The sequence below is a fragment of the Pseudomonas fluorescens genome (assembly GCF_040448305.1).
Taxonomy (GTDB): Bacteria; Pseudomonadota; Gammaproteobacteria; order Pseudomonadales; family Pseudomonadaceae; genus Aquipseudomonas; species Aquipseudomonas fluorescens_BH.
In genome coordinates this window covers 1,781,499-1,808,008 of the sequence record NZ_CP148752.1, presented here as the reverse complement: position 1 = coordinate 1,808,008, position 26,510 = coordinate 1,781,499, and the positions used below count along the sequence as shown (strand labels likewise).

General features: G+C 60.3%; 24 protein-coding genes and 4 tRNA genes. 9 read left to right on the top strand and 19 right to left on the bottom strand.

Going from position 1 to position 26,510, the window contains the following annotated elements:
• Positions 1 to 84: 84 nt before the first annotated feature.
• Both WHX55_RS08245 and WHX55_RS08240 read right to left on the bottom strand, forming a co-directional pair.
• A complete protein-coding gene (locus WHX55_RS08245) occupies positions 85 to 540 on the bottom strand; it encodes a YkvA family protein (RefSeq protein WP_150724568.1) in 456 nt (151 codons plus the stop codon).
• Positions 541 to 832: 292 nt separating this feature from the next.
• Positions 833 to 1,549, bottom strand: coding sequence for an FKBP-type peptidyl-prolyl cis-trans isomerase (locus tag WHX55_RS08240; protein WP_150753358.1), 717 nt, complete (start codon positions 1,547 to 1,549; stop codon positions 833 to 835).
• 269 nt (positions 1,550 to 1,818) lie between these two features.
• Here WHX55_RS08240 and WHX55_RS08235 point away from each other — a divergent pair, with 269 nt between their 5' ends.
• A complete protein-coding gene (locus WHX55_RS08235) occupies positions 1,819 to 3,621 on the top strand; it encodes a di-heme-cytochrome C peroxidase (protein ID WP_353742388.1) in 1,803 nt (600 codons plus the stop codon).
• Between the two features lie 28 nt (positions 3,622 to 3,649).
• Entirely contained in the window at positions 3,650 to 4,786 is a 1,137-nt protein-coding gene (locus WHX55_RS08230) for a catalase family protein (protein WP_353742387.1), read from the top strand.
• Between the two features lie 190 nt (positions 4,787 to 4,976).
• On the opposite strand, the gene WHX55_RS08225 is transcribed toward WHX55_RS08230, so the two are convergent.
• The 4 genes from WHX55_RS08225 to WHX55_RS08210 form a co-directional block, all read right to left on the bottom strand.
• Positions 4,977 to 5,053: transfer RNA gene (locus WHX55_RS08225), tRNA-Asp, on the bottom strand.
• A gap of 19 nt (positions 5,054 to 5,072) precedes the next feature.
• Positions 5,073 to 5,148: transfer RNA gene (locus tag WHX55_RS08220), tRNA-Val, on the bottom strand.
• A gap of 199 nt (positions 5,149 to 5,347) precedes the next feature.
• A tRNA-Asp gene (locus tag WHX55_RS08215) sits at positions 5,348 to 5,424 on the bottom strand.
• A gap of 19 nt (positions 5,425 to 5,443) precedes the next feature.
• Positions 5,444 to 5,519 (bottom strand) — tRNA-Val (locus WHX55_RS08210).
• A 159-nt stretch (positions 5,520 to 5,678) separates the two neighbouring features.
• Here WHX55_RS08210 and rdgC point away from each other — a divergent pair.
• The 3 genes from rdgC to sugE all read left to right on the top strand — a co-directional run bounded on the left by rdgC (position 5,679) and on the right by sugE (position 8,146).
• Positions 5,679 to 6,599, top strand: coding sequence for a recombination-associated protein RdgC (gene rdgC, locus WHX55_RS08205; protein ID WP_007969735.1), 921 nt, complete (start codon positions 5,679 to 5,681; stop codon positions 6,597 to 6,599).
• Positions 6,600 to 6,747: 148 nt separating this feature from the next.
• Positions 6,748 to 7,713: a bile acid:sodium symporter family protein gene (locus WHX55_RS08200; protein WP_150759283.1), complete on the top strand. Its 966-nt coding sequence runs from the start codon at positions 6,748 to 6,750 to the stop codon at positions 7,711 to 7,713.
• A gap of 118 nt (positions 7,714 to 7,831) precedes the next feature.
• Positions 7,832 to 8,146, top strand: a complete 315-nt coding sequence (gene sugE / locus WHX55_RS08195; protein WP_353742386.1) for a quaternary ammonium compound efflux SMR transporter SugE — start codon at positions 7,832 to 7,834, stop codon at positions 8,144 to 8,146.
• A gap of 124 nt (positions 8,147 to 8,270) precedes the next feature.
• On the opposite strand, the gene WHX55_RS08190 is transcribed toward sugE, so the two are convergent.
• The 3 genes from WHX55_RS08190 to WHX55_RS08180 form a co-directional block, all read right to left on the bottom strand.
• Positions 8,271 to 10,145, bottom strand: coding sequence for an MFS transporter (locus WHX55_RS08190; protein ID WP_353742385.1), 1,875 nt, complete (start codon positions 10,143 to 10,145; stop codon positions 8,271 to 8,273).
• 97 nt (positions 10,146 to 10,242) lie between these two features.
• Positions 10,243 to 11,394 (bottom strand): TDT family transporter, encoded by a 1,152-nt coding sequence (locus WHX55_RS08185; RefSeq protein ID WP_353742384.1) that lies wholly within the window; start codon positions 11,392 to 11,394, stop codon positions 10,243 to 10,245.
• A 105-nt stretch (positions 11,395 to 11,499) separates the two neighbouring features.
• A complete protein-coding gene (locus WHX55_RS08180; protein WP_095945939.1) occupies positions 11,500 to 11,811 on the bottom strand; it encodes a cupin domain-containing protein in 312 nt (103 codons plus the stop codon).
• A 373-nt stretch (positions 11,812 to 12,184) separates the two neighbouring features.
• On the opposite strand from WHX55_RS08180, the gene WHX55_RS08175 reads away from it, so the two are divergent.
• Complete coding sequence (locus tag WHX55_RS08175) at positions 12,185 to 15,655, top strand: PAS domain-containing hybrid sensor histidine kinase/response regulator (protein WP_150724561.1); 3,471 nt, start codon at positions 12,185 to 12,187, stop codon at positions 15,653 to 15,655.
• 34 nt (positions 15,656 to 15,689) lie between these two features.
• On the opposite strand, the gene rmuC is transcribed toward WHX55_RS08175, so the two are convergent.
• Together rmuC and WHX55_RS08165 are read right to left on the bottom strand one after the other, a co-directional pair.
• On the bottom strand, positions 15,690 to 17,054 hold the full coding sequence (rmuC, locus tag WHX55_RS08170; RefSeq protein ID WP_353743027.1) for a DNA recombination protein RmuC: 1,365 nt from the start codon (positions 17,052 to 17,054) through the stop codon (positions 15,690 to 15,692).
• 175 nt (positions 17,055 to 17,229) lie between these two features.
• The gene (locus tag WHX55_RS08165; RefSeq protein ID WP_353742383.1) at positions 17,230 to 17,553 is read right to left on the bottom strand and encodes a sel1 repeat family protein; all 324 of its coding nucleotides are present in this window, start codon (positions 17,551 to 17,553) and stop codon (positions 17,230 to 17,232) included.
• 1,007 nt (positions 17,554 to 18,560) lie between these two features.
• Between WHX55_RS08165 and WHX55_RS08160 the strand changes: the two genes are divergently transcribed.
• From WHX55_RS08160 to WHX55_RS08150, 3 genes are all read left to right on the top strand, one after another.
• On the top strand, positions 18,561 to 18,785 hold the full coding sequence (locus tag WHX55_RS08160) for a hypothetical protein (protein WP_007898912.1): 225 nt from the start codon (positions 18,561 to 18,563) through the stop codon (positions 18,783 to 18,785).
• Positions 18,786 to 19,061: 276 nt separating this feature from the next.
• Positions 19,062 to 19,544, top strand: a complete 483-nt coding sequence (locus WHX55_RS08155; RefSeq protein ID WP_008051047.1) for a hypothetical protein — start codon at positions 19,062 to 19,064, stop codon at positions 19,542 to 19,544.
• A gap of 146 nt (positions 19,545 to 19,690) precedes the next feature.
• Complete coding sequence (locus tag WHX55_RS08150) at positions 19,691 to 20,962, top strand: outer membrane protein transport protein (protein ID WP_150724559.1); 1,272 nt, start codon at positions 19,691 to 19,693, stop codon at positions 20,960 to 20,962.
• Between the two features lie 90 nt (positions 20,963 to 21,052).
• On the opposite strand, the gene WHX55_RS08145 is transcribed toward WHX55_RS08150, so the two are convergent.
• The 8 genes from WHX55_RS08145 to cobU form a co-directional block, all read right to left on the bottom strand.
• On the bottom strand, positions 21,053 to 21,604 hold the full coding sequence (locus WHX55_RS08145; protein ID WP_353742382.1) for a glutathione peroxidase: 552 nt from the start codon (positions 21,602 to 21,604) through the stop codon (positions 21,053 to 21,055).
• Between the two features lie 55 nt (positions 21,605 to 21,659).
• Positions 21,660 to 21,782, bottom strand: a complete 123-nt coding sequence (locus WHX55_RS08140) for a hypothetical protein (RefSeq protein WP_353742381.1) — start codon at positions 21,780 to 21,782, stop codon at positions 21,660 to 21,662.
• Positions 21,779 to 22,987, bottom strand: a complete 1,209-nt coding sequence (locus WHX55_RS08135) for an MFS transporter (protein WP_353742380.1) — start codon at positions 22,985 to 22,987, stop codon at positions 21,779 to 21,781. Before WHX55_RS08135 ends, WHX55_RS08140 begins: the two co-directional genes overlap by 4 nt.
• A gap of 52 nt (positions 22,988 to 23,039) precedes the next feature.
• Positions 23,040 to 23,444: a MarR family transcriptional regulator gene (locus WHX55_RS08130; protein WP_046037619.1), complete on the bottom strand. Its 405-nt coding sequence runs from the start codon at positions 23,442 to 23,444 to the stop codon at positions 23,040 to 23,042.
• Positions 23,445 to 23,618: 174 nt separating this feature from the next.
• Entirely contained in the window at positions 23,619 to 24,350 is a 732-nt protein-coding gene (locus WHX55_RS08125) for an adenosylcobinamide-GDP ribazoletransferase (RefSeq protein WP_353742379.1), read from the bottom strand.
• 2 nt (positions 24,351 to 24,352) lie between these two features.
• Positions 24,353 to 24,928, bottom strand: a complete 576-nt coding sequence (cobC, locus tag WHX55_RS08120) for an alpha-ribazole phosphatase family protein (RefSeq protein ID WP_353742378.1) — start codon at positions 24,926 to 24,928, stop codon at positions 24,353 to 24,355.
• Positions 24,925 to 25,980 carry a nicotinate-nucleotide--dimethylbenzimidazole phosphoribosyltransferase gene (cobT, locus tag WHX55_RS08115; protein ID WP_353742377.1) on the bottom strand — a complete coding sequence of 352 codons (1,056 nt, stop codon included), beginning with the start codon at positions 25,978 to 25,980 and terminating at the stop codon, positions 24,925 to 24,927. The genes cobC and cobT overlap by 4 nt, the downstream gene beginning before the upstream one ends.
• On the bottom strand, positions 25,977 to 26,498 hold the full coding sequence (gene cobU / locus WHX55_RS08110) for a bifunctional adenosylcobinamide kinase/adenosylcobinamide-phosphate guanylyltransferase (RefSeq protein WP_353742376.1): 522 nt from the start codon (positions 26,496 to 26,498) through the stop codon (positions 25,977 to 25,979). Before cobU ends, cobT begins: the two co-directional genes overlap by 4 nt.
• Positions 26,499 to 26,510: the final 12 nt, after the last annotated feature.

Sequence of the window (26,510 nt, the reverse complement as noted above, 5' to 3'; positions counted from 1 at the left end):
AGTCGGCACTTTTCCCTAGAAGTGTAATCCTAACAGCGGCCAAGGTCGCGGGGGGCATCAATCTGTGAACAGGTCGAAATCGACTCAGTGTTTTTTCGGGCCTTGAAGTTGCAGTTGCTCGGGGGTATCAGGCAGACGCTCGACCACCGCGAGCTTCTCCGGCACCTGCCGTTTGCGCCAGGCGCGGAAGGCATTGAGCTCGTCATCGAGCACTTTCATCAGCCATGCCAGTACCGCGATGTCATCGAGCATGCCGAACACTGGAATGAAATCCGGGATCGCATCCAACGGACTGAGGAAATACATCAGGCCCGCGACAACCGAAACCAGCGCCTTGGGGCTGATGGCTCGATACTCACCACGCCAGTAGGCCAGGCAGAGTGCCTGCAACAGCTTCAAGTCGTCCTTGAGCTTGCCCAGTCGATAGCCCTGGCTCGCGCCTTTGCTGGCAACCGCGAACAACAGCGTCGGCAATCGGCCGCGTGCCAGCAGGCGTCCGGCCAGTGGCAGGAAACGAGCGAAATTCCAGGGTATTTTCATCTTTCCTCCCATTGAAATGTTATCCACACAAATTGTGGATAACCTTGTGAACAGAGCTGCTTTTCACCGCTGTAAGGCCCGTTTTACAAGGCCTGCGTTCAGATCGGGCATTTTTTACTCATCAAAAAAAACCTATAATTTCATTGACTTGGCGGTCTTGTGCGTCTACCGCCGACGCTACTATGCCTAAGACTCCGGCCTAGAGCGTCTGTTCGTTTTGTTTACTCGTGCCGAACGCCAGATGCAACAACGCCCCGCATAAGCGAGGCGTTGTTATCGAAGCAGACGCTGGTTACTGGGCAGCGGCGTCTTCTTTTGCCGGATCCTTGATGGCCAGCAGTTCCAGGTCGAATACCAGCACCGAGTTGGCCGGAATCGCCGGGCTTGGGCTTTGAGCGCCGTAAGCCAGGTCAGCAGGGATGTACAGTTTGTACTTCTCGCCAACGTGCATCAGTTGCAGGCCTTCGACCCAACCCGGGATCACACCGCTGACCGGCAGATCGATCGGGCTGCCGCGCTCGACGGAACTGTCGAATACGGTGCCGTTGGTCAGCTTGCCGGTGTAGTGCACGGTCACTACATCAGTCGCCTTTGGCTGAGGGCCATCGGCTTTCTGCACGACTTCGTACTGCAAGCCCGAAGCGGTGGTGGTCACGCCGGCTTTCTTGGCGTTATCTTCGAGGAATTTCTTGCCGGCAGCGGCCGACTCTTCGCTCATCTTGGCCATGCGCTCTTCGGCACGCTTTTGCAGTGCGGCAAACGCCTCGACCAATTCTTCGTCTTTGAGCTTCTGCTCTTTCTTGCCGACGGCGTCTTCGATGCCCTGGGCTACAGCTTTGGAGTCCAAGTCATCCATGCCTTCCTGAGCCAGGCTCTTGCCCATGTTCAGGCCAATGCCGTAGGAAGCTTTTTGCGCCGGAGTTTTCAGCTCTACGCTGGTCTGCGAATCACAACCCGCGAGTACCAGGCCAACCAGGGCTACCGCCGCCGCCAACCGATGCTGTTTCATGCTATTTCCTTGTTCATGCGCCTAAAGGGCAATCGAGTAAAGCCGCGAGCTTATCAGGCCGCCACGACCAATGGCTACCGGCATGAGAGCCGGAAACAATTGATAAGTTCAGGTGTTTAAACGCATTTCACAATTCGGCTGATGAAGCTTCTTTCATCTTGTTCCGACGCAGGCTCATTCCTGAACCTACAATATCTGGCGTAATGGCCTCTTGCCGCACCCTGGGGACTAGGGCATAACGGCATGAAAATTCGACAAGGATGTTTATCTTGCGCCTCTTCTTTCGCTTGCTGGTTCTCATCGCAGTACTGCTCGGGCTGGTCATGGCCGTGGTTCTTTACTACGTCGCCAACCCGAAATTGCCGGCCTGGTCGCCTGCGCAACAGGTGCATTACCTGGAGCAATGGAGCGCCGCCGATCGCGAGACCTATTACTTCACACCCCAGGGCACTCAGGTCAAAGGCTTGCGCTACGACTGGTTCACCGCCCTCGAACTGCCCTTCTCGCAGCAACGCTTCGCCGCCCCCGAATACCTCGCCCGCTTCGGTTTCCTGGTGGACCCTGGCCAGAAACCGACACCGAACAACCCCGGCAACCTCCCGGCAGGCTTTACCCGGCACCAGAATACGGGGAGCCCGGAGGTGTTTCTGGATATCACCTGCGCGGCTTGCCACACCGGTGAACTGCGTTTCAAGGGCCAGGCCGTGCGTATCGACGGCGGCTCGGCGCAGCATGTCCTGCCGTCCAGTGTTCCTACGCTCAAAGGGGGAAGTTTCGGACAGGCTCTGGTGGCCAGCCTCGCCTCCACTTACTACAACCCGTGGAAATTCGAGCGCTTCGCACGCAACGTGCTCGGCCAGGACTACGAGACGCGCCACCAACAGTTGCGCAAAGAATTCAGATCCTCACTGGATACGTTCCTCAAGGTGGCCTGGAACGACACCCATCGCGGGCTCTATCCGACCGAGGAAGGCCCGGGACGCACAGACGCCTTCGGGCGCATCGCCAACGCCAGCTTCGGTGATGCGATTTCCCCCGACAACTACCGTGTGGCCAATGCCCCGGTCGATTATCCGCAGTTGTGGGACATGTGGACGTTCGAATGGGTGCAGTGGAACGGCTCGGCGAAACAACCGATGGCCCGCAACATCGGCGAAGCGCTGGGCGTCGGCGCCACGCTGAACTTCTTCGACAAGAACGGCCAACCGCTGATGGGCGACGCCCGCTATCCCTCCAGTGTCCGCGTGCGCGACCTGCACCTGATCGAAGAAACCCTGCAACGACTCGCGCCTCCGACCTGGCCGGAAGATCTGTTGGGCGCGGTCGACAAACCCCTGGCAGCCAAGGGCCGCGCCCTGTTCGCCGAAAACTGCGCAGGTTGTCATGTACCGCGCACCAGCCAGGGCGAGGGACGATACGTCCAGCACCTGAAAATGCTTCCAGTGGATTACATCGGCACAGACCCCGGCGCGGCCAACAACATCGCCGACCACCGCTTCGACCTGACTGCGCTGCAATGGAAGCAGGCGGAACTGGAAAAACTCGATGTCGAGCCAAAACCCGACGAACCGCTGGACCTGAGCAAGATGTCTGTGGCCAAGGGGCTGGCCTATGTCACGGCATTTGTCCGGGACCGCGCGTATCAAGACGCCAATGTCACCCCTGCCGAGCGTCCTGCAATGGACGGTTTCGGCCTGCCGATCGGCGTGCGCGAATTGCGTTCGTACAAGGCCAGGCCATTGGCGGGTGTATGGGCGACAGCGCCGTTCCTGCACAACGGCTCGGTACCGAGCCTTTATCAATTGCTGTCGCCTCAGGATGAGCGTGCGACCACCTTCTATAAAGGCACGTTCGAGTACGACCCGGGACACCTGGGTTACCGCACCGAAGCCTTTACCAACGGTTTCCTGTTCGACACGCGAATCACCGGCAACCACAACAGCGGCCATGAATTCCGTGCCGGCAAACTCGGCAATGGCGTGATCGGCCGCGGGTTGCAGCCGCAAGAACGCTGGGCACTGCTGGAATATATGAAGGTGCTGGGCGGCCCGCTGGAAGCGCAATTGCCATGACCACAGCCGCAGTTAAAAGGACGTTCCCATGCTGATAACTCTCTGGCTGCGCCTGGGCGCCTTCCTCGCCAGGCTGTTGCTGTGGTTGCTGGGTCTCGGCGTGCTGGGTTGGGCCCTGGCCAGCGCCTGGTTTGCCTGGCAGCATCGCGGGCCGGTCTCGGCGCAGGAGTTGGTTGCGGACAACGAAGCCGCGATGACCCGGGACATCATCCAGACCGCCGTGCGCATCGTCGATCAGCACCGTGAAAGCACCCGCTACCTGCGCGACGCCCATGCCAAGGCCCACGGCTGTGTGAAGGCCGAGGTTCAGGTGCTGCCGGAACTGCCAGGCGAGCTGCGCCAGGGCGTGTTCAGCGAGCCGGGGAAAATCTGGCAAGCGACGATTCGCCTGTCCAACGGCAATGCCTACCCGCAGTTCGACAGCATCCGCGACGCACGGGGCATGGCGATCAAACTGTTCGATGTGCCGGGCAAGCAACTGTTGAGCGACCGGCAGGGGCGAGGTGAACAGGACTTTGTGATGTTCAGCCACCCGAACTTCTTTGTCAGTAATGTCGCCGAATACCGTCAGAACGTCGCCGCCCAGGCCGACGGTAAAAAGATGATGGCCTTCTTCCCCGGCCGGGATCCACGGACCTGGCAGGTTCGCCACCTGTTCATTGCCCTGGCGACACTGGCCCCTGCCCCGTCGAGCCCGACCCAGACCACGTATTTTTCGGTTTCGCCCTACAAGTTCGGTGAAGCCAATGCGAAGTTCCGGGTCATGCCCGATCCGGACAACTGCCCGGCCTACAACCTGCCGGAACAGAATCGCAAGTTGCCGAACTTCCTGCGCAATGCGCTGAACCAACAGCTGTCGACCGACCGGGTGCCTGCGTGCTTCGCCTTGCAGATCCAGCGACAGGACGCCAACAAGTACATGCCGATTGAAGACACCAGTATTGAGTGGAGCGAGGGCGATGCGCCATTCGAGACGGTGGCGCGGATCAAGGTGCCGGCGCAGGACTTCGATACACCGGCGCTGAATCTGCAATGCGACAACCAGTCGTTCAATCCCTGGTTCGGCGTCGAGGCGCACCGTCCGATTGGCGGGATCAATCGCCTGCGCAAAGCCGTGTATGAAGCCGTCAGCGACTACCGACACAGGCGCAATGCCGGACTGTAGGAGCGAGCTTGCTCGCGAAGAAGCCATGGGCGCCGCTGGGTATCTGAATTTACGCGTTATCGTTCACGACCTTCGCGAGCTGGCTCGCTCCTACAGAGAGCGAGGAAAGCCAAATCCAGGACAGCAAAAAGCCCGCACAAGGCGGGCTTTCTGTGGTGACCTGGCGTTCAGTGTTCCAGGTTACCGAATATGGCGCAGCGGACGGGACTCGAACCCGCGACCCCCGGCGTGACAGGCCGGTATTCTAACCGACTGAACTACCGCTGCGCGTAGCGTTGAAAGTAAGTGGTGGGTGATGACGGGATCGAACCGCCGACATTCTGCTTGTAAGGCAGACGCTCTCCCAGCTGAGCTAATCACCCTTTACCTTCGTTGCGGGGCACATTATGCCACAGGTTTTTATAAAGTGTTGATTTATTTGAAGTTTTTTTCAAAAAAATCTAAAAACCGGTGAAACGATGCAACCCACAGGAACAACAGTGAAACTTGAGGCAGAAAAAAACCCGCCTAAGCGGGCTTTTCCGTGGTGACCTGGCGTTCAGTGTTCCAGGTTACCGAATATGGCGCAGCGGACGGGACTCGAACCCGCGACCCCCGGCGTGACAGGCCGGTATTCTAACCGACTGAACTACCGCTGCGCGTAACACTGAAAACGAATGGTGGGTGATGACGGGATCGAACCGCCGACATTCTGCTTGTAAGGCAGACGCTCTCCCAGCTGAGCTAATCACCCTTCGCTTCGGTGTGGCGCGCATTCTACGGAGCGACCCAACCTCTGGCAAGCACTTTTTAAAATAATTTTCCGAGCCCTTCCAAAGGCTTAGAGAAAGGTTGGCCTATGGCACGGCGAAGACAATAATGCCCCCCTTTGTATAAAGGAGAGACTCACCCCATGTGGTTCAAAAACCTGCTTATCTATCGCCTGACCCAAGATCTGCCTGTTGATGCCGAGGCGTTGGAAACTGCACTGGCCACCAAACTGGCGCGCCCATGTGCAAGCCAGGAGTTGACCACCTACGGTTTCGTCGCGCCGTTCGGCAAAGGCGAAGATGCGCCACTGGTACACGTCAGCGGTGACTTCCTGCTGGTGTCCGCGCGCAAGGAAGAACGTATTTTGCCGGGCAGCGTCGTGCGTGACGCGGTCAAGGAAAAGGTCGAAGAGATCGAAGCCGAGCAAATGCGCAAGGTCTATAAGAAGGAACGCGATCAGATCAAGGATGAAATCATCCAGGCCTTCCTGCCTCGCGCCTTTATCCGCCGCTCGTCGACCTTCGCCGCCATCGCGCCGAAACAGGGCCTGATCCTGGTCAACTCGGCCAGCCCGAAACGCGCCGAAGACTTGCTGTCCACCCTGCGCGAAGTGATCGGCACCCTGCCGGTGCGCCCACTGACCGTGAAGATGTCCCCGACCGCGACCATGACCGAGTGGGTCACCACCCAGAAAGCCGCGGACGATTTCTTTGTGCTGGACGAGTGCGAACTGCGCGACACCCACGAAGACGGCGGCATCGTGCGTTGCAAGCGCCAGGACCTGACCAGCGAAGAAATCCAGTTGCACCTGAGCACCGGCAAAGTGGTCACTCAGCTGTCCCTGGCCTGGCAGGATAAACTGTCGTTCGTCCTCGACGACAAAATGGTGGTCAAGCGCCTGAAGTTCGAAGACCTGCTGCAAGACCAGGCGGAACAGGACGGCGGCGACGAAGCCCTGGGCCAACTGGACGCCAGCTTCACCCTGATGATGCTGACCTTCGGCGACTTCCTGCCGGCACTGGTTGAAGCGCTGGGTGGTGAAGAGACTCCGCAGGGAATCTAAAAGCTTGTGATCTCAAACTGTGGGAGCGGGCTTGCTCGCGAAAGCGGAATGTCAGTCGACATAGGTACTGACTGGTACTCCGCTTTCGCGAGCAAGCCCGCTCCCACATTTGGTTTTGTGGTGCTACTTAATAAAAAAGGATCAGGCCATGCGTGCACTGGCTGCATTGAGTCGTTTTGTCGGCAACACCTTCGCTTACTGGGTGCTGATTTTCGCTGTCGTGGCGTTTCTGCAGCCGGCGTGGTTCCTCGGCCTCAAGGGCGCCATCGTGCCCTTGCTGGGGCTGGTGATGTTCGGCATGGGCCTGACCCTCAAACTCGAAGACTTCGCCGAAGTCGCTCGCCATCCATGGCGCGTGGCCCTGGGCGTGGTTGCACATTTCGTGATCATGCCCGGCGTGGCGTGGTTGCTCTGCCAGGTGTTCCACTTGCCGCCGGAAATCGCCGTCGGCGTGATTCTGGTCGGCTGCTGCCCAAGCGGCACCTCGTCGAACGTGATGACCTGGCTGGCCCGTGGCGACCTGGCGCTGTCGGTGGCCATCGCCGCCGTCACCACCCTCCTCGCCCCGCTGCTGACGCCGGCGCTGATCTGGCTGCTGGCCTCGGCCTGGTTGCCGGTGTCATTCATGGAGTTGTTCTGGTCGATCCTGCAAGTGGTGCTGTTGCCGATCGTGCTGGGCGTGGTTGCCCAACGGGTGCTCGGCGACAAGGTTCGCCACGCCGTGGACGTGTTGCCGCTGGTGTCGGTGGTCAGCATCGTGATCATCGTCACGGCCGTGGTGGCCGCCAGCCAGGCGAAGATTGCCGAGTCCGGCCTGTTGATCATGGCCGTGGTCATGCTGCACAACAGCTTTGGCTACCTGCTGGGATACTTCACCGGGCGCCTGTTCAAGCTGCCTCTGGCCCAGCGCAAGTCCCTGGCCCTGGAAGTCGGCATGCAGAACTCCGGATTGGGTGCCGCGTTGGCGAGCGCACACTTCTCGCCGCTGGCGGCGGTGCCCAGTGCATTGTTCAGTGTCTGGCACAACATTTCCGGGGCATTGCTCTCGACGTATTTCCGCCGCATGAGCGAGAAACATGATCGGGAAATGGCGGCGCAACAGGTCAGTGACTGACTCGAAAACTTGATCCCCGGGTTAATGCTGGGCACTATATTGCGCATCGCGAGGACGACCTCGCGGCTCGATCGAGTCATTAATCAGGGGACGACCCCGTCAGACGATGGAGGTCTTCATGTCCTGGATCATTCTGTTTTTCGCCGGCCTGTTCGAAGTCGGCTGGGCCGTCGGCCTCAAGTACACCGACGGTTTCACCCGCCCGCTCCCCTCTGTGTTGACCGTTGCGGCCATGGCTATCAGCCTTGGCTTGCTCGGCCTTGCAATGAAGGAATTGCCGCTGGGTACGGCCTATGCGATCTGGACCGGTGTCGGCGCAGTTGGCACGGTGATCGCCGGGATCATTCTGTTTGGCGAATCCATGGCGCTGGTGCGCTTGGCGAGTGTGGCGTTGATCATTTCCGGGTTGGTTGGCCTGAAGGTCAGCGCTTAACTTTCAGACCGCCATCGCGAGCAGGCTCGCTCCCACAGGGATTGAAGGCGTGCCTACTGTGTGTGGCACAACACAAAACCTGTAGGAGCGAGCCTGCTCGCGAAGAGGCCCGCACAAACAACCGCTATCTGACAGCCCCGCGCAACTCCCCCACCATCGCCTGCAACTTCGCCGGCTCCGCCACTTCAACCGCCACCGCCGGCCCCGCCACCAACGTCACCCGCGACCACAGGCGATGAAACAGTCCCTTGCCCGGATCGCGGCTGAAGAAACTCCCCCACAACCCCTGCAAGGCCAGCGGAATCACCGGCACCGGCGTCTCTTCGAGAATCCGCGTCAACCCGCCCTTGAACTCATTGATCTCGCCATCGGCGGTCAATTTACCTTCGGGGAAGATGCACACCAGCTCACCGTCCTTCAGATACCGGGCAATGCGCGTGAAGGCCTTTTCGTAGATCCGGATGTCTTCCTGACGCCCCGCAATCGGAATCGTCCCCGCGGTACGAAAGATGAAGTTCAGCACCGGCAGGTTGTAGATCTTGTAATACATCACAAAGCGAATCGGCCGACGCACCGCGCCGCCAATCAGCAAGGCGTCGACGAACGACACGTGGTTGCACACCAGCAATGCCGCGCCCTCATCGGGGATCAGATCCAGATTGCGATGTTCGACGCGGTACATGGAATGGCTGAGCAGCCAGATCATGAAACGCATGGTGAACTCGGGGACGATCTTGAAGATGTAGGCGTTGACGCCGATGTTCAGCAACGACACCACCAGGAACAGCTGCGGGATCGACAGCTTGGCCACACTCAGCAAGACGATCGAGACAATCGCCGACACCACCATGAACAATGCGTTGAGGATGTTGTTGGCGGCAATCACCCGCGCCCGCTCGTTCTCGGCGGTACGCGACTGGATCAGCGCGTAAAGCGGCACGATGTAGAAACCGCCGAAGACGCCCAGGCCGAGGATATCGAGCAATACCAGCCAGGCGTGACCAAAACCGAGGATCTCGATCCAGCCATGGCCAGCGGCGCTGTCCGGTATTGAGCCGGAATGCCACCACAGCAGCAGACCGAAAACGGTCAGGCCGAACGATCCGAACGGCACCAGACCAATCTCGACTTTGCGCCCGGAGAGCTTCTCGCACAGCAGCGAACCCAATGCGATGCCCACCGAGAACACTGTCAGAATCAGCGTCACCACGGTTTCGTCGCCGTGCATCCACTCCTTGGCATAGGCCGGGATCTGCGTCAGGTAAATCGCCCCGACAAACCAGAACCACGAGTTGCCGACAATCGAGCGTGACACCGCCGGCGTTTGCCCCAGGCCCAGTTTCAACGTGGCCCATGACTGGCTGAAAATGTTCCAGTTCAGGCGCATTTGCGGCGTGGCGGCCGCCGCCCGGGGAATGCTGCGACTGGCCAGGTAACCGAGCACGGCAGTGCCGATGATCGCCATGGACACCACCGGCGCGTAATGCGCCGAAGACATCATGACCCCGGCGCCAATGGTGCCGGCAAGGATCGCCAGGAAGGTGCCCATTTCCACCAGGCCGTTACCGCCTACCAGCTCATCTTCGCGCAGGGCTTGCGGCAGGATCGAATACTTCACCGGCCCGAACAGCGCCGAGTGGGTGCCCATGGCGAACAGCGCCACCAGCATCAACGACAGGTGATCGAACATGAAGCCGACCGCGCCGACCGCCATGATGGCGATTTCCCCAAGCTTGATCAGGCGGATCAACGCGTCCTTGGCGAACTTTTCCCCGAATTGCCCGGCCAGGGCCGAGAACAGGAAAAACGGCAGGATAAACAGCAGCGCACACAGGTTGACCCAGATCGAGCGGTCACCTTCGATGGTCAGCTTGTACAAAATGGCGAGGATCAACGACTGCTTGAACACGTTGTCGTTGAACGCCCCGAGGGACTGGGTGATGAAGAACGGCAGGAAGCGCCGGGTGCGCAGCAAGGTGAACTGTGAGGGGTGACTCATCTTCCATGTGTCCCTGATGTTAGGTAGCGAGTGGCCTGGATTCTTATTGGATTATCAAAAGTCGATCCAGGCCACACCTTACCTAATTCTTTGCCGGTTATTTCTTCAATCCGGCAATGCACGGCGAGACAAACAGCTCGCCACGCCAGGCGCCCAGCACCGTGCGCTTGCCGACGATCAGCCACATCACCGCCAGCAACGCCACCAGCACACAACCAAACACACTGAAGAACATCAGGTTCAAGGTACTGGCCAGCTTCAACGTTGCCAGAGAATAGACGCCCAACGGGAAAGTGAAGCCCCACCAGCCGAGATTGAAGGGAATGCCGGCACGCAGGTAGCGCACAGTGATCAGCAACGCCATCAGCATCCACCACAGGCCGAAGCCCCACAGGGTGATGCCGGCCACCAGACCCAATCCAGCGGCAACCTCACCGACTCCCGGCATACCGTTGGCCGCGAAAATCAGCGGTGCATCGCCGCCAAGTACCAGCATGCCCAGCGCACCGGTGCCGATCGGGCCAAGGGCCAGCCAGCTCGAGGCGGACATGTTTTCGTGGGGCAGTTTATGCAGGGCCATGCGCAGCAGCAGAATGGTCAGGATGCTGAAGGCCACCGGCAGGGAAAAGGCCCAGAGCACGTAGCTGGTCACCAGCACCACCAGTTGCGAATGAGCGTCGGCCAAATGCGGCGCCAACAGGCCACCGCTGGCGGCCGCCACTTCTGCCGCGACCACCGGCAACAGCCAGACCGCTGTCATCTGGTCGATGCTGTGCTCCTGACGGGTGAACATCATATAGGGAATCAGCACGCCGCAGGCCAGCGACATAGCCACATCCAGCCACCACAGCACCTCGGCGACGTGAATCACCCCTTCGCCCCAGCGCGGCAGGCCGAATACCAGGAAGCCATTGATGATGGTCGCCAGGCCCATCGGGATGGTGCCGAAAAACATCGAAACCGTGGAGTGGCCGAAAATCCGCCGCGCCTCGTCGAAAAACAGCACCCAACGCGCCGTGTATAACGCGGTAAACAGCAGGAACAGAGCGATATTGAACAGCCAGAGGGCTTCGGCAAAGGCGTGCAAGGCAGGCATGGCAACCGGCAATTGCGCCAGTGCCAACGCCAGCACGCCGGTGCCCATGGTGGCCGCGAACCAGTTGGGGGTGAACTGGCGGATCACCTCGCGGGGATGCTGCAAGTGGCTGAAAGGTTTGATTCCGGGCTTGATGCTATTGGCGCATGTCATGGCGAACTCCTGTCCTCTCGTGAGGTAGAGCCCATGTTAGATCCGAATCGAATATCTATATAACGGGTAATATCTCTATATCTTATCTATATCACTTATATAGTGTCAGACACTCCCTTCCGACTCGATCACCAGTATCCGAGCCGGTCCTAGCGGATGCGCCACATGCTCAGTGCCAACCGAGGCATGAAAAATGTCACCGACCTCCAGCAAGGCTTCCCGCTCCACCCCCTCTTCGCGATAACGCATCTGCACCTGGCCATCGAGCACCACGAACACTTCCTCGCCATCGTTGACGTGCCACTTGTAGGGCTGATCGGTCCAGTGCAGCCGCGTGGTGATGCCGTTCATGCTGGCGATGTCCAGCGCGGCCCAGGCACGCTCGCCAGTGAACGATTTGCTGCGGATGATCTTCATGGTCCGATCCTTCGAGTGAGCTGAGAGGGGCCAAGGCTAACTCAATTTTACCGGTTGGCCTCGCAGACCCTGGCCGAACGTGATCGCAATAGACTCACCATTGCGCTAAGAGCCAGCACAATCAGAGCTGCGCCATGAGGTTGCATTGAATCAGTGAAGCCCCCATCGCGAGCAAGCTCGCTCCCAAAATTTGCCTGCCACCCACAATCCCTGTGGGAGCGAGCCTGCTCGCGATGGGGCCAGTCCAGACACTGCAAATTCCCCTGCGACACCCCGCCACGCCACGACCTTGGTCGACACTGACTAACGCTGGCGGTCGTGCGAGACTGTCAGTCCGGGCGCAAGCACCGAAAGTCTTTTGTCTGGAGTCCCCATGTCGCTGTCCACCGGGCTGATTGCCGTCGTCGCCCTGGCCTATATGGCCATTCTGTTCGCCATCGCCTTCTATGGCGACCGTCGCAGCGCGCCCTTGCCGCCGCGTGTGCGCGCCTGGGTGTACAGCCTGTCGCTGGCAGTCTATTGCACCAGCTGGACGTTCTTCGGTGCCGTGGGCCAGGCCGCCGAACAGCTCTGGTCGTTCCTGCCGATCTACCTCGGGCCGATCCTGTTGCTGGTCGGCGCTCCGTGGGTCCTGCAAAAAATGGTGATGATCAGCAAACAGGAAAACATCACCTCGATCGCCGACTTCATCGCCGCACGCTATGGCAAATCCCAGTCGCTGGCGGTGGTGGTGGCGCTGATTTGCCTGGTCGGCGTATTGCCCTACATCGCGCTGCAACTCAAAGGCATTGTGCTCGGCGTGAACCTGCTGATCGGCGCCGGTGCCGATGCCATGGGCACCCGTGCCCAGGACACCGCGCTGATTGTGTCGCTGGTATTGGCGCTGTTCACCATTGTCTTCGGTACCCGCAACCTCGACGCCACGGAGCACCACCGCGGCATGGTGCTGGCCATCGCCTTCGAATCGCTGGTCAAACTGTTCGCGTTTCTCGCCGTCGGCGCCTTCGTGACCTACGGCCTGTACGACGGTTTCGACGACCTGTTCGACCAGGCCATGTTGGCGCCGCGACTCGAACAGTACTGGAAGGAAACCATCAACTGGCCGTCGATGGTGGTGCAGACTGGTGTGGCGATGATGGCGATCATTTGCTTGCCGCGGCAGTTCCACGTGACCGTTGTCGAGAACATCGACCCCCAGGATCTGCGCTTGGCCAAGTGGGTATTCCCGGCCTACCTCGCCCTCGCCGCATTGTTTGTCGTGCCGATCGCCCTGGCTGGCCAGATGATGCTGCCCAGTTCGGTGTTGCCGGACTCGTTCGTCATCAGCCTGCCCCTGGCCCAGTCGCATCCGGCGTTGGCCCTGTTGGCGTTTATCGGTGGCGCATCGGCGGCCACCGGCATGGTGATCGTGGCCAGCGTGGCGCTGTCGACCATGGTGTCCAACGACATGCTGCTGCCGTGGCTGCTGCGTCGCAACAATGCCGAGCGCCCGTTCGAAGTGTTCCGCCAGTGGATGCTGTCGGTGCGCCGCGTCAGCATCGTGGTCATTCTGCTGCTGGCCTACGTCAGTTATCGCCTGCTGGGCTCGACCGCCAGCCTGGCGACCATTGGCCAGATCGCCTTCGCCGCCGTGACCCAGCTGGCCCCCGCCATGCTCGGTGCGCTGTACTGGAAACAGGCCAACCGCCGCGGTGTTTTCGCTGGCCTCGCCGCAGGCACCTTCCTGTGGTTCTACACCTTGATCCTGCCGATTGCCGCCCTCAGCCTCGGCCTGTCCTTGAGCACCTTCCCGGGGCTGGCCTGGCTGCACAGCAATCCACTGAACCTGCCGATCACCCCGCTGACCCAGGGCGTGGTGCTGTCGCTGGCAGGCAACTTCACGCTGTTCGCCTGGGTCTCGGTGCTGTCGCGCACCCGGGTTTCCGAGCACTGGCAGGCGGGCCGCTTCATCGGCCAGGAAATCAGTGCCCGCCCCAGCGCACGCTCGATGCTTTCAGTGCAGATCGACGACCTGCTGCAACTGGCGGCGCGCTTCGTCGGCGAAGAACGCGCCCGTCAAAGCTTCATCCGCTTTGCCTATCGCCAGGGCAAAGGCTTCAATCCGAACCAGAACGCCGACAGTGAATGGATCGCCCATACCGAACGCTTGCTGGCCGGTGTGCTCGGTGCCTCTTCGACCCGCGCGGTGGTAAAAGCCGCCATTGAAGGCCGGGAGATGCAACTGGAAGACGTCGTGCGTATCGCCGATGAAGCCTCGGAGGTACTGCAATTCAACCGTGCATTGTTGCAAGGCGCCATCGAGAACATCACCCAGGGCATCAGCGTGGTCGACCAGTCACTGAAGCTGGTGGCCTGGAACCGTCGCTATCTGGATTTGTTCAACTACCCGGATGGCCTGATCAGAGTCGGCCGGCCCATCGCCGATATCATTCGCCATAATGCCGAGCGCGGCCTGTGCGGCCCCGGCGAAGCCGAAGTTCACGTCGCGCGTCGCCTGCACTGGATGCGCCAGGGCCGCGCGCACACTTCCGAACGACTGTTCCCCAATGGCCGGGTGATCGAGCTGATTGGCAACCCGATGCCGGGCGGTGGCTTCGTCATGAGTTTCACCGACATCACTGCGTTCCGCGAAGCCGAGCAGGCGCTGACCGAAGCCAACGAAGGCCTGGAGCAACGAGTTACCGAACGGACCCACGAATTGTCGCAGCTCAACGTTGCCCTGACCGAAGCCAAGGGCACCGCCGAAGCGGCCAACCAGTCCAAGACCCGTTTCCTCGCGGCCGTCAGCCATGACTTGATGCAACCGTTGAATGCGGCGCGGCTGTTCTCCGCCGCCCTCTCCCATCAGGACGATGGGTTGTCCGGCGAAGCGCAGAAACTGGTCGGGCACCTGGACAGCTCGCTGCGCTCGGCCGAGGACTTGATCAGCGACCTGCTGGACATTTCCCGCCTGGAGAACGGCAAGATCAACCCGAATCGCCAGCCATTCGCGATCAACGAACTGTTCGACACCCTCGGTACCGAGTTCAAGGTGCTGGCGCGAGAACAAAAACTGGAGTTCCGCGTTCGCGGCAGCGCGTTGCGTGTCGACAGCGACATCAAATTGCTGCGGCGGATTTTGCAGAACTTCCTGACCAACGCTTTCCGCTATGGCAAAGGGCCGGTGCTACTGGGGGTTCGCCGGCACAAGGAAGCATTGAGCCTGGAAGTCTGGGACCGTGGGCCGGGTATTCCGGAAGATAAACGACAAGTGATTTTCGAAGAGTTCAAGCGCCTCGACAGCCACCAGACACGGGCCGAAAAAGGCCTCGGCCTGGGGCTGGCGATTGCTGACGGGCTATGTCGCGTGCTCGGTCATACCTTGCGCGTACGCTCTTGGCCGGGACGCGGTAGCGTGTTCAGCGTCAGCGTGCCGCTGGCCCGGGCGCAAACCGCAGCGCCGGTCAAAGTCGCCGAACTCAATGGCAAATTGCTCAATGGCGCGCAGGTGCTGTGTATCGACAACGAGGACAGCATCCTGATCGGTATGAACAGCCTGCTCAGCCGCTGGGGTTGCCAGGTCTGGACCGCGCGCAATCGCGAGGAATGCGCCGCGTTGCTTGACGAAGGCATGCGCCCGCAATTGGCGCTGGTGGATTACCACCTCGATCATGGCGAGACCGGCACCGATTTGATGGCCTGGTTGCGCACGCAGATGGGCGAGCCGGTTCCCGGGGTGGTGATCAGCGCCGATGGCCGGCCGGAGACGGTCGACCTGGTGCACGCCGCGGGGCTGGATTACCTGGCCAAACCGGTGAAACCGGCGGCGTTGCGGGCGTTGTTGAGCCGGTATTTGCCGTTGTAACGAGGTTCAACACAGGGTCTACGTTCGCCCGGGGCTACTCCGGCAACTCGACCAACCCGTCCACATCGGTCATCGCCCGCTCCAACAAATCCGCCGGCAGGCTCTTGCTCGCCCGCGCGCCCAGCAGCTTGAGCTGTTCACTGCGACTGACCAGGTTGCCACGCCCCTCTGTCAGCTTGTTGCGTGCCGAACTGTAGGCCTTGTCCAGTTGCTGCAGGCGATTGCCGACTTCGTCCAGATCCTGGATGAACAGCACGAACTTGTCGTACAGCCACCCGGCCCGCTCGGCGATTTCCCGGGCATTCTGGCTCTGGCGCTCCTGCTTCCACAGACTGTCGATGACGCGCAGGGTCGCCAGCAACGTGGTCGGGCTGACGATTACGATGTTGCGGTCGAACGCTTCCTGAAACAGCGTCGGCTCAGCCTGCAACGCAGCAGAAAACGCCGCCTCGATCGGCACGAAGAGCAACACGAAATCCAGGCTGTGCAGGCCATCGAGGCGCTTGTAATCCTTGCCGGCCAAGCCTTTGACGTGATTACGCAACGACAGCACGTGCTGCTTGATGGCGATCTGGCCGATGGCCTCGTCCTCAGCCGCCACATACTGCTGATAGGCCGTCAGGCTGACCTTGGAGTCGACCACCACCTGCTTGTCGCCTGGCAGATAAATGATCACGTCCGGCTGGAAGCGCTCGCCGTCCGGTCCCTTGAGATTGACCTGCGTCTGGTACTCACGGCCCTTCTCCAGCCCCGCATGCTCAAGCACACGCTCGAGAATCAGCTCGCCCCAGTTGCCCTGGGTCTTCTGCCCTTTCAAGGCGCGGGTCAGGTTGGTGGCTTCATCGCTCAAGCGCAAATTCAGCTGTTGCAGACGCTCCAACTCCTTGGCCAGGGAGAAACGCTCACGGGCCTCGTTCTGATAGCTTTCCTCGACACGCTTTTCGAAGGACTGGATGCGTTCCTTCAGTGGATCGAGCAACTGCCCCAGGCGCTGCTGGCTGGTTTCGGCAAAACGCTGCTCGCGCTCATCGAAAATTTTCCCCGCCAGCTCGGCAAATTGCGCGCGCAACTCGTCCCGCGAACCTTGCAGGTCGTTGAGGCGTTGTTGATGACTGTCCTGTTGCTCGCGCAATTCGGCGTTGAGCGACGCGGCCTGGGCATCCAGACGGCGCAATTCGGCTTCTTTGCCGGCGCGTTCGATATTCCACGCATGGGCGGCGTCCCGGGCGTCGTCACGCTCGATCTGCAGCAGCTCGACTTCACGACGCAGCGCAGCCAGATCAGCCTGTTTGGCGGCGTTGGCATGGGTCAGGTCAGCCGTTTCATCGCGGCTGGATTCCAGCTGAGCATTCAATCCGTCCTGCGCCAGTTGCGCCATGGCCAGGCGTTCTTGCAGCAGCGCGACATCGGCTTGCGTGGCGCTGGTCCGACGCTGAAGTTGCCAGGCCAATACCAGCAACGGCAACGCTGCCCCTGCCAGCCCCAGCAATACGCTGGTCAAGTCCATTGCCATAGCCACTCCTGCCATTCGGATAAAGCCTGAAGGTTAACCAAGGCGTCCGGTCTTGGACAGCTCAGTCTTCGATCAGCCCCAGTTCCTGTTGAGCACGGTGATCGCCTGCCCGAGCGGCCTGACGCAACAGGTCCTGACCGATCCGGCGGTCCCGGGCATTCCCGCATTCGCGGCACATCAACTGGCCAAGGCGACTTTGCGCAGCCACCACGCCTTCACGGGCCGGTTGCTTGAGCAGACGTCCGGCGATGTGTTTGACGTTACTGTTTTCGCCCAGATGCGGACTGTCCAACAGCCACTCCGCCACGCGCATGGAAAAGCGCTTGGTAGGGGCAACAGAGGGTGGTGTGGAGGAAGAGGAAACGGAGGCTGAGCGAAACTTCATAAAGCACTGTGGGGCAGATCAGAAGGCGCGCAACTTTACTCTCTTTTTCTTACAGGTAAAGCTGAAAATATCCCGGGACGCCCGTCCTAGAGCAAGCGCTCGGGACAATCCACAGAAGCTGTGGATAACTCAGTGGACAACCGCTCTCCAACCCGCTCAAAGCCCTGTGGAATGGGGCTCGCAGTCAAACTGACGATTTTTTCACCAGTAAAAAAAAGCGATGTTTTTCATTGACTTAAATTTTGGTTACAGGCAGCCATTACGCTTGAACATGAGATGACAGCGGGGTGACAGACCGCGCAACTAATGTGCACAAGTGCCTTTGCGACGGTTATATCAACGCACTTTTTCGGCGCATTTTTTTGTCGTGCCTGGGGATAAGCCCTGGCAAACCCACTGTTCAGGCGGCTGCGTTGCTACAAACTTCGATGACCGGTAGTCGGATTCTGTTCGAATACAGGGCGTGTCAATCGCAGGCCGCGCAGCTTTATGCGCATCTCTACATGGTAAAACAGCCCGATCAGGCACCTGCCGGGAAATTCTTTTCGCTAACACACTTCCCTTGGCCAGTTCAATCCGTTAGTATCCGCGGCGTTAGTACCAAGCTGAAAGTCAATTCTGGTCGAACAAATCCCCCCGGTCAGCCTTCCCGACGGAAGCCTCCACCGAACAAGCGGGATCGACCACCTCGATGGTTTCCAGGTAAATCTTGCGCCAACACAACCTTTGAATCGAAAGCAAAGGGTGTTGCTCCGCCTGCCTACTCTGCTCGAACCAACCTGCAAATTGATCAGGATCTTCACCCTGGGCCCAGAACCTTTGCCCTCGATGTGTTGCCTGCCCTCCTAAGTACCTACCTGCCAGCCCAAGCGCGCCAACTTATTAGCGCTTCAAACTGGCTGCTTTGTTCCAGTCGGGTTCTTCGTTCGATCAATGGTGATCGACGTTACTGGAACGTTTTAACGTTGCACGGTTCTTATCCGTGTCATTTGTAGGAACACCCAATAATGTCTACTCAAATCCACACTCAGGATGCCATTCGCACCCTAACCAACGCTTTTGCACCAATGAACTGCCTGATCATGGCCGCTCGCAAAGGCTGCTTCAGCTTCACCCTGGTCAACGAACACGGTATCGCTCGTCACAGCGAACGCCTGTACCCCGATCAATACTCCAGCGCCGAGCCGCTGCAGGCCGTGATCGAGCGTACCCGTCAGGCACTGGTTGCCTGAAACGCCAGAAAGGCTGAAAAACCCAAAAGCCCTGCCCGAAAAGCGGGGCTTTTTATTGCCTGATATTTCCCTTTCCTCGAATCACGACTAAGCACGATCCGATATAACGGTTATAACTGGTCGCTGGAAATATTTTAAAAACAGGCCTTTACAGCGCGAATATGACACTACACTTCAACTCAAGCGGCTTGACCCGCTTGCGGCGAGCCTGAGTCGATTCACTGCTGCCAAGCCCCCCTTCAGGTGTCGCCGTCCAACTCAGGTTTCGAGGGTTTTATGGGTATCGCTGCCAGCGAACTGTGCCGTTATGTGATTCGTCCGACCTTGATCTACCTCGGACGTCATAGCGCTACTGCCGAATCCCTGCTGCTGGGCATTGCCGCCAGCCAGTCCGCCCTTGGTTCCGCCCTGCATGACCGCCGTGGGCACGGCCTGTACCGCATCGCCGAGCCCCGTCACCAGGCCCTTTGGGACCATTACCTGGCCCTTGATCCGGAGCGTGCAAGCCTGGTCCGCGGCCTGGCCAGCCAGCATGCGTTTCTGAGTGGCCCGCACCTCGAATTGACCGTCAACCTGCGTTACGCCACAGCCATCGCCTGGCTGCTGGTGGAAGAACAGAACACCCCCCTCCCCGCCCCGGATGATTTGTTGGGTATGGCCAGAATCTGGCGCCAGACATTTCAACCCCAGGGACGTCTGCGTGATTTCACCAGCGCCTGGCAAACCTGTGTTTCACCGCTGAACCAGGTAGCCTGCTGACTCCTCTGGATCCAAAGATCGCGCAACACGCCGCGATTCTGGTCGGATTGTCCTACAAAACCGCTCTAAATCAAGGCATACAGCCTATGGCGTCGGGACGAAAATGTTGGTAATTTTCGCCCCGGTGATCACCAGGAGTTCTAATAATGAAAAAAGTAATGCTCAAAACCACCATTAGTCTCGCCGTTGCCATGGCATCCACCCAGATCTTTGCAAGTGGCTTTGCCCTCAACGAACAAAGCATCAGCGGGATGGGGTCAGGTTTTGCCGGGCGATCTTCCTCTGCCGACGACGCATCCACCATTTTTGGCAACCCTGCCGGCATGTCTCGCCTCAAACGCGAACAAGTGACCGGCGGTGTTGCATTTATCGACGCGCACACCGACATAAGTGATGCCAGCTCCCGTCCGAACGGCGGCACCAACAAGGGTGACATGGTCCCCTTCATGGGCGTGCCGATGGGCTATTACGTCAAGCCAATCGATGACCAGTGGGCGGTCGGTTTCGGCGTCTACGCGCCGTTCGGTCTGGTGACCGATTACGAGAACGGCTTCGCCGGCCGTTACTTCGGCAGCAAGAGCGAAGTCAGAATCGTGACCCTGCAGCCAACCGTCAGCTATGCCTTCAACGACAAGGTATCGATTGGCTTCGGTCCGACCATCAACCGCATCGACGGCACCCTGGAATCGAACCTGTCGATCACCCAGGCCGCGCCGGACGGCGAGGTCAAGATCAAGGGTGACGACACCGCGCTGGGCTACAACATCGGCGTGCTGGTTCAAGCCACCGACAGCACTCGCGTCGGCCTGACCTACCACTCGAAAGTGAAGTACACGCTCGACGGCAACACCAAGGTCAACTACAACGTGCTGGGCCTGATCGGCCAGAACCCAAGCCAGAAATACGACGCTTCGCTGGACCTGACCACACCTGAATCGGTGGACTTCTCGGTCACTCACCAGCTCGACGACAAGTGGACTCTTTACGCAGGCAGCACCTGGACCCGCTGGAGCCGCCTGAAAGAAATCACCGTTGAAAACAAAGGCGTTCCGGCCGTTCTGAACGGCCAGTTCGGCACCATCACCGAAGAACAGAACTGGCACGACACCTGGGCTCACGCCATCGGCGCGTCCTACCAGTTGAACAAGCAATGGGTACTGCGTACCGGTCTGTCCGTAGACCAGGCACCGACCAACAACGTCGACCGCTCCCCACGCATCCCGACTGGCGATCGCAAGATTTTCAGCGTAGGCGCCGGCTGGAGCCCGACCGACGACCTGACCATCGACCTGGCGTATTCGTACCTGCGCGAAGAGTCGGTCAAGGTCAACAACAGCAACGACCGTGGCCAGACCTACAACGCCAAGTATGAAAACTACGCGAACGGTTTCGGTCTCGGCGCGACCTACCGCTTCTGATGATTTACGGCGAGCCTGAACCGCTCGCCCGCTGAATCAAAAAAAGCCCCGCTCTCTTGTACAGAGGCGGGGCTTTTTAGTGGGTGCGGATCAAGGTTGTGAAGCCAGGGCTTGCTCCACCGCTGCAATGAACTCGGGATCATCGGGCTTGGTCAGGCTGGAAAAGCTGGCGATCACCTTACCCTTGCGATCGACCACGTATTTGTAGAAATTCCATTTTGGCGCACTGCTCTGTTCGGCCAGCACCTTGAACAGATGGGTTGCGTCGGCGCCACGTACCGACTGCGGCTCGGTCATGGTGAAGGTCACGCCATAGTTGACGTAGCAGACCTTGGCGGTCTCGGCACCGTCCCTGGACTCCTGCTTGAAGTCATTGGACGGAACACCCAGCACTTCCAGCCCCAGCCCTTTGTAACGCTGATTCAGCGCCTCAAGGCTTTTGAACTGCGGGGCGAAACCGCAGAAGCTCGCAGTATTGACCACCACCAGCGGCTTACCTTCATACCGTTGACAGAGGTCGATGGATTCCTTGGCGCGCAGCTTTTGCAGTGATCCTTGCAACAGCTCCGGGCACTCGGCCGCGTAGGCCAGCCCGGTAAACGTCAGCAGCAACGCGGGGACTGCAATCCAGCGCTTCAACATGTCGGTGCATCCTTGATAATTCGTCAAAAGCGACGTTACTCGCCCTCGCCGCTCGCTAGCAAGTACCCATGCCCAACTGCATCAGCGCCAGACCGCCCTGATGCCAGCCCCACCACGCCAGGGTAAGCAGCAAGGCGCAGACAGCGAAAAACGTGATACGAGGCCAGAGACTGTTCATGTCGCACTCATTTGTGTTTGCAGGCGCGCCACCGGCCGCTCACGCACCGGCCAGTTGAGGGCAGCGGCCAACAGGCTCAAGAGAATTGCCACTTGCCAGATCAAGTCATAACTCCCGGTTCGGTCATACACCACCCCGCCCAACCAGCCGCCCAGGAACGAACCGAGCTGGTGAAACAGGAAAACAATCCCGCCGAGCATGGACAGGTTTCGCACACCAAACAAGGTCGCCACCGTGCCGTTGGTCAACGGCACCGTCGACAACCACAGGAAACCCATGGCCATGCCGAACAGGTAGGCCGTGGTGGTCGTCACCGGCGCCCACAGGAACAACGCAATGACCACCGCCCGCAGCAAGTACAGACCGGTGAGCAAACGAGGCTTGGACATGCGCCCGCCGAGCCATCCAGCGGTATAGGTGCCGAAGATGTTGAACAGGCCGATCAGTGCCAGCACCGTGGTGCCGACCGTCGCCGGAAGGTGTTGATCCACCAGATAGGCCGGCAAGTGCACGCCGATGAACACCACCTGGAATCCGCACACGAAAAAGCCGAACGCCAACAGCCAGAATCCGGAATGGGAGCAGGCTTCGCGCAGCGCTTCGCCAAGGGTTTGTTCGTGGCCCAGGACGGGCAGCGGCTTGTCCTTGAGCATACTCACCAGCGGCACGATCAACGCCACCAGCAAGCCCAGCGCCAGCAACGCCGCGGACCAGCCAAGCCAGCCAATCAAACCGAGTGTGCCGGGCAACATCGCGAACTGACCGAACGAACCGGCCGCACTGGCGATCCCCATGCCCATGCTGCGCTTTTCCGGCGGCACCGCGCGCCCGACCACCCCCAGGATCACCGAGAACGACGTACCGGACAGTCCGATGCCGATCAGCAGGCCGGCGCTCAGGGACAGGGTCATCGCCGAGTCGGAGAGCCCCATACAGATAAGCCCGGCCGCGTACAGGACGCCACCGACCAGCACCACTTTCGCCGCGCCGAAGCGGTCAGCCAGGGCGCCGGTGAACGGCTGTGCGAGGCCCCAGATCAGGTTCTGCAGGGCGATGGCGAAGGCAAAGACTTCACGGCCCCAGCCGAACTCGGCGCTCATCGGCGCCAGAAACAGCCCGAAGCCATGGCGAACGCCCAGCGACAACGCAAGGATCAGCGCACTCCCCAACAGAACCCAGCCGCATGTACGCCACATCGATGTCATTGTTGTTCTCCAGTAGCGGGTATATACCCGCTTATGATCGGAAAAACCGGCATCATGCCAGTTCATCCAGCAGCTTCAATAAGGTTTCGCGCTTTTCGGCGCCCAGGCGATCGATCAAGCGTTGCTGTGCGGCTTCCCAGGCCGGCAAGGCAGCCTTGAGGCGCTCTGCCCCGGCCTCGGTCAGCAGGACGATGCGGTTGCGCATGTCCTCGCCCTCGACCAGCGTCACCAGGCCATCACCCTCCAGCACCCGCAAATTGCGCCCCAGGGTGCTGCGATCCAGGCCCATGGCCTCGGCCAGGGTCGAGATGCTCGGCTGATCCAGACGCTGCAGGTTGCACAGCAAAGAATACTGCGCAACGTTGATCCCGAAGCCATCGAGAGCGCCGTCGTAATGCCTGCTGACGCCACGGGCGGCGCGACGCAGGTTGATGCATAAACATTGGGAATCGAGCATGGTGCGTGTATATACCCGCGAGTCGGTTAAATCAAGTTACATGAGGGTTAGCAGTGTTCTGAAGATCGCCTTCGCGAGCAAGTCGGATCGCCGCACCGCCGCTCCCACATTGGAATGCGATCAACTGTGTGGGAGCCTGCTCGCGATGAGGCCGGAACATTCAACACAACCCGATCAGGCCAACGCCAAGCCTACCAGCACTGCAACTTCCAGCAACTCCAACATCGCACCCGCCGTGTCCCCCGTCGTGCCGCCCAGGCGCCGCAGCATCACCTGTCGCAACCAGACAAACCCCAGCGCCGCCAACACCACCGCCAGCGCACCGCTGATGCCTGCGATCAACACACAAGCCAGTGCGCTGACCGCCAACACCTGCTTGCCCGCCGAACGCGGAAGATGATCGGCCAATGCCTGGCCCAGGCCACCAGCACGCACGTACGGCGTGGTCAGGAACAAGCCAAGCAACGCGCTGCGACCGATCAACGGCACGATGATCAATGCCAGCGAGTGCGGCTGTTCGATCAGCGCCAGCAGGGCGGTGAACTTGAGCAACAACACCAGCACCAGCGTCACCACGGCGATCGGCCCGCTGCGCGGGTCTTTCATGATGGTCAGCGTACGCTCGCGGTCACCAAAACCACCGAGCCAGGCATCGGCGCTGTCCGCCAGGCCATCGAGATGCAACCCGCCGCTGAGCAGCACCCAAAGGCTAAGCAACAGCGCCGTGTGCAACAACGTCGGCGTGCCGAGCAACAGCCAGTTGACTGCCCACAGAATCACGCCAAAGAGTAATCCCACCAGCGGATAAAACAGCAGCGACCGCCCCAGCTCCCGGGGCTCAGGCATACCGGGCAGGCGTATCGGCAGGCTGCTGAGAAATTGCAGGGCGATCCAGAATGGCAGCATGGTCAGAGCACTTCCTTCAACACGCCCGCAGGCTCCATCGTCAACGAAAACAGTGCGCCGTGCCCGACCTCAACGTTGAGCAGTTGCTGCCGTGGCAGCCCGCGCGCTTGTGCCAGCAACAGGCGCATCACACCGCCATGGCTGATCAACAGAATGCGCTCACCGGCACAGGTCGCATGCAAACGCTCCAGCGCGGCCAGCACCCGTGCCGAAAAGTCTGCAACCGGCTCACCCTGAGGCGGCGTGAACGAATAAGGATCGGCCCAGAACAAGCCCAGGGCCTGCTCATCGGTTTCCATCAACGCCGCCGCGCTCTGCCCTTCCCAGGCGCCGAAATGCAACTCTTGCAGGTCTTTATCCAGTTGCACCGGCACACCCAGTTGCGCACCGAGTTCCTCGGCAAAGCGTGCACAACGCTGCAAGGGTGAACTGACCAGCCGATCCCACGGCCCCTGCCCGACCACCGCAGCGCGCATCTGAGCCCAGCCCGTGTCGGTCAACGCGTCATCGATACTGCCGCGCAAGCCGCCGCCGAGTTCGGTTTCACCGTGACGCAACAGATCCACGCGCAAGGTCATGCCGGGCGATCTGCCACGGCGGCTTCGGCGAAGGTCGCCATCTGCCCGTGCAGGTCGCAAGCCAGGCGCAGCAGCGGCACAGCCAACGCCGCGCCACTGCCTTCGCCAAGCCGCAGGCCGAGATCGAGCAAGGGTTGCGCGTCCAGGGTTTCCAGCACATGACGATGCCCTGGCTCGGCGCCGCGATGACCGAACAGCAGCCACTGACGACACTCTGGATTCAAGCGCACCGCAACCAGCGCCGCGACACTGCAAATGAAGCCATCCACCAGCACCGCAACACCTTCCTGGGCACAGGCGAGATACGCACCGACCAGCGCGGCGATTTCAAAACCACCGAGGTTGAACAGGGTCTGCAAGGCATCGTCACGCTGCGCGCCATGCAGTGCCAGGGCGCGCTCGATTACCTGGGCCTTGTGGCTGACACCTTCGGCATTGAGCCCGGTGCCAGGCCCGGTCAAATGCACCACCGGGCAATCGAGCAGCGCGCACGCCAGGGCGCTGGCGGCGGTGGTGTTACCGATGCCCATTTCGCCACCGATAAACAACTGTGCACCGCTGGCGATTGCCCGCAGCACGCTGTCACGGCCGGCCTGCAAGGCGAGTTGCCCCTGGGCCTGGGTCATGGCCGGTCCCTGTACAAAATTTGCCGTGCCCGGGCCGACGTTCAGGTGGCGTACACCCGGCAGGCTCAGCGACGGCGTTACCGTGCCAAGGTCAACCACTTCTAGGGAAGCGCCCAGTTGCCGCGCCAATACGCTGATCGCCGCACCACCGCTGACGAAGTTGAGCAGCATCTGCCCGGTCACTTCCTGGGGAAACGCCGACACGCCCTCGGCGACGACGCCGTGGTCACCGGCAAAAATCGCGATCCACACCTGCTCCAGACTCGGCTTGACCCGCCCCTGCAAACCCGCCAGCTGCACCGCCAGCGCTTCCAGCTGCCCGAGGGAGCCGGCCGGCTTGGTCAGTTGCTGTTGCCGCGCCTGGGCCTGTTCGACCACTTGGGTATCGACCGGCTTGCACGGGTTCAGCCACCAGGATTGAGTCATAACGCAGTTCCTTTCAGAGTCAGGGGCAGGCCGGCGACGGTCAGGACGACACGCTGACAACGCTCAGCCAGAGCTTGATGCAGCCAACCGGCTTCATCGACATAGCGGCGAGTCAATTCGCCCAGCGGCACGACACCCATTCCGGTCTCGTTGCTGACAAAAATGATTTCACCCGGCAGCGACGCCAGGCAGTCCAGCAAGGCATCACGCTCGGCTTGCAAGCGCTCGGCATCGTCGAGCATCAGCAGATTGGTCAGCCACAGGGTCAGGCAATCCACCAGCAAGCAGCGCTCGGCACGGGCGGATTCGCGCAGCACCCGGGCCAGCTCCACCGGTTCTTCGATCAATGCCCATTCGGCAGGACGACGGGCGCGGTGATGGGCCACCCGCTCGCTCATTTCTCCGTCCAGTGGCTGGCTGGTGGCGATGTAGGTGACGGCCAGGGCGCTGTCGATGGCGAGCTTTTCAGCCAGGCGACTCTTGCCGGAGCGGGCGCCGCCGAGGATCAGTTGGAGCATGGTTGTTTCCTT

Bases quoted from the DNA above. Each gene is read 5' to 3' on its own strand.
- rdgC (WP_007969735.1), top strand. From the start codon at position 5,679: ATGTGGTTCAAAAACCTGCTTATCTATCGCCTGACCCAAGATCTGCCT.
- cobT (WP_353742377.1), bottom strand. From the start codon at position 25,980: ATGACTCAATCCTGGTGGCTGAACCCGTGCAAGCCGGTCGATACCCAA.
- WHX55_RS08150 (WP_150724559.1), top strand. From the start codon at position 19,691: ATGAAAAAAGTAATGCTCAAAACCACCATTAGTCTCGCCGTTGCCATG.
- cobU (WP_353742376.1), bottom strand. From the start codon at position 26,498: ATGCTCCAACTGATCCTCGGCGGCGCCCGCTCCGGCAAGAGTCGCCTG.
- WHX55_RS08175 (WP_150724561.1), top strand. From the start codon at position 12,185: ATGTCGCTGTCCACCGGGCTGATTGCCGTCGTCGCCCTGGCCTATATG.
- WHX55_RS08165 (WP_353742383.1), bottom strand. From the start codon at position 17,553: ATGAAGTTTCGCTCAGCCTCCGTTTCCTCTTCCTCCACACCACCCTCT.
- WHX55_RS08130 (WP_046037619.1), bottom strand. From the start codon at position 23,444: ATGCTCGATTCCCAATGTTTATGCATCAACCTGCGTCGCGCCGCCCGT.
- WHX55_RS08135 (WP_353742380.1), bottom strand. From the start codon at position 22,987: ATGACATCGATGTGGCGTACATGCGGCTGGGTTCTGTTGGGGAGTGCG.
- WHX55_RS08190 (WP_353742385.1), bottom strand. From the start codon at position 10,145: ATGAGTCACCCCTCACAGTTCACCTTGCTGCGCACCCGGCGCTTCCTG.
- WHX55_RS08245 (WP_150724568.1), bottom strand. From the start codon at position 540: ATGAAAATACCCTGGAATTTCGCTCGTTTCCTGCCACTGGCCGGACGC.
- WHX55_RS08185 (WP_353742384.1), bottom strand. From the start codon at position 11,394: ATGACATGCGCCAATAGCATCAAGCCCGGAATCAAACCTTTCAGCCAC.
- WHX55_RS08240 (WP_150753358.1), bottom strand. From the start codon at position 1,549: ATGAAACAGCATCGGTTGGCGGCGGCGGTAGCCCTGGTTGGCCTGGTA.
- WHX55_RS08180 (WP_095945939.1), bottom strand. From the start codon at position 11,811: ATGAAGATCATCCGCAGCAAATCGTTCACTGGCGAGCGTGCCTGGGCC.
- sugE (WP_353742386.1), top strand. From the start codon at position 7,832: ATGTCCTGGATCATTCTGTTTTTCGCCGGCCTGTTCGAAGTCGGCTGG.
- WHX55_RS08125 (WP_353742379.1), bottom strand. From the start codon at position 24,350: ATGCTGCCATTCTGGATCGCCCTGCAATTTCTCAGCAGCCTGCCGATA.
- WHX55_RS08200 (WP_150759283.1), top strand. From the start codon at position 6,748: ATGCGTGCACTGGCTGCATTGAGTCGTTTTGTCGGCAACACCTTCGCT.
- WHX55_RS08230 (WP_353742387.1), top strand. From the start codon at position 3,650: ATGCTGATAACTCTCTGGCTGCGCCTGGGCGCCTTCCTCGCCAGGCTG.
- WHX55_RS08140 (WP_353742381.1), bottom strand. From the start codon at position 21,782: ATGAACAGTCTCTGGCCTCGTATCACGTTTTTCGCTGTCTGCGCCTTG.
- WHX55_RS08145 (WP_353742382.1), bottom strand. From the start codon at position 21,604: ATGTTGAAGCGCTGGATTGCAGTCCCCGCGTTGCTGCTGACGTTTACC.
- WHX55_RS08155 (WP_008051047.1), top strand. From the start codon at position 19,062: ATGGGTATCGCTGCCAGCGAACTGTGCCGTTATGTGATTCGTCCGACC.
- WHX55_RS08160 (WP_007898912.1), top strand. From the start codon at position 18,561: ATGTCTACTCAAATCCACACTCAGGATGCCATTCGCACCCTAACCAAC.
- cobC (WP_353742378.1), bottom strand. From the start codon at position 24,928: ATGACCTTGCGCGTGGATCTGTTGCGTCACGGTGAAACCGAACTCGGC.